At 65.6% G+C, this 1,723-nt stretch carries 1 pseudogene; it reads left to right on the plus strand.

Annotated elements, in window-relative coordinates:
• Positions 1-542 precede the first annotated feature (542 nt).
• Positions 543-1,723 (plus strand): annotated as a pseudogene (locus tag BGO46_RS04175) (DNA-directed RNA polymerase subunit beta); the annotation flags it as partial.

Genomic DNA, 1,723 nt, shown 5'->3' on the forward strand with positions numbered 1-1,723 from the left:
AATCGGGCCTGGGTTCCTGAGTTATTGCGGTCGGCGCCCCGCAGAGCCCGCCAGAGCCCCGCCGAGCCCACCGCCGCGACCACCGCGCCCAACGACCCAGAGCCACAACCCCCGCACCGCAACAACTCAGGAGAATCGCGCTGCGTCGGGCCCCGAACCGCCCGTTATCGCGCAAATCGGGCCCGCGTTCCTGAGTTATTGCGGCAGGCCGACCAGCAGACTCCTGCGAAGCCGTAAACCGCGAACCACCCACCCCCGTCGCCGCCACGAACCCCACCCAGGCCGCATTTCTCACGGCCACCCCGCGCGGTTATACCGCAGGCGTCGAAACTCGTCAAGGATCCGGCTTGCCATGGCGCGTCGCGCGGCCTATAGTGGGTAGTTGCGCTCCCTTCCCCCATGCCCTCATATGGTGGTCGGCTTGCGCCTGCAGATCCCCGCCACTCGAAAGACTCGGCGGCGCGCGGCAGGCGGTGGGAACGGAGCACTCCACCTGACGACAAGGAAACCAGCCCCCGCCCGGGCTCATGGAGGTAATCCCCTTGGCTGCTGCGCCCAACGCAACCAATTCCACCACCACCCCCAAGAACGGCCGCGGCGCTTCGCGCCTGTCGTTCGCGAAGATCACGGACACCCTCGAGGTTCCCGACCTTCTCGCTCTGCAGACCGAGTCCTTCGACTGGCTCGTCGCGAACGACGCCTGGAAGGCGCGTGTCGCCGAGGCGAAGGCCGCCGGCCGCACCGACGTGCCCGAGAAGAGCGGTCTGGAGGAGATCTTCGAGGAGATCTCGCCGATCGAAGACCTCGGCGAGACGATGCAGCTGAGCTTCACCAACCCGTACCTCGAGCCCGAGAAGTACTCGATCGAAGAGTGCAAGGAGCGCGGCAAGACCTACGCCGCCCCGCTGTACGTCGAGGCCGAGTTCATGAACCACCTCACGGGTGAGATCAAGACCCAGACGGTCTTCATGGGCGACTTCCCGCTCCAGACTGGCAAGGGCACCTTCATCATCAACGGCACCGAGCGTGTCGTCGTCTCGCAGCTGGTCCGCAGCCCCGGCGTCTACTTCGACAAGACGCCCGACAAGACCAGTGACAAGGACATCGTCTCCGCCCGCGTCATCCCGAGCCGCGGTGCGTGGCTCGAGTTCGAGATCGACAAGCGCGACCAGGTCGGCGTGCGCATCGACCGCAAGCGCAAGCAGTCGGTCACCGTTTTCCTGAAGGCCCTGGGCCTCTCCTCCGAGGACATCCTCAACGAGTTCGCCGGCTACGAGTCGATCGAAGACACGCTGAGCAAGGACACGATCCTCACCAAGGAAGACGCCCTCCGCGACATCTACCGCAAGCTGCGTCCGGGTGAGCAGGTCGCCGCCGAGGCCGCCCGCGCGCTGCTCGACAACTTCTACTTCAACCCGAAGCGCTATGACCTCGCCAAGGTCGGTCGTTACAAGATCAACCAGAAGCTCGGCCTCGACAAGCCGCTCAGCGACTCGGTGCTCACCGTCGACGACATCGTCGCGACGATCAAGTACCTCGTGGCGCTGCACAACGGGGATGCCTCGATCCCGGGCATCCGTCACGGCGAAGCCGTCGAGATCCGTCTCGACGTCGACGACATCGACAACTTCGGCAACCGTCGCATCCGCGCCGTCGGCGAGCTCATCCAGAACCAGGTCCGCACCGGTCTGTCGCGCATGGAGCGCGTCGTCCGCGAGCGCAT

The sequence above is a fragment of the Microbacterium sp. 70-16 genome, from assembly GCF_001898315.1.
In the GTDB taxonomy this organism is placed as follows: Bacteria; Actinomycetota; Actinomycetes; order Actinomycetales; family Microbacteriaceae; genus Microbacterium.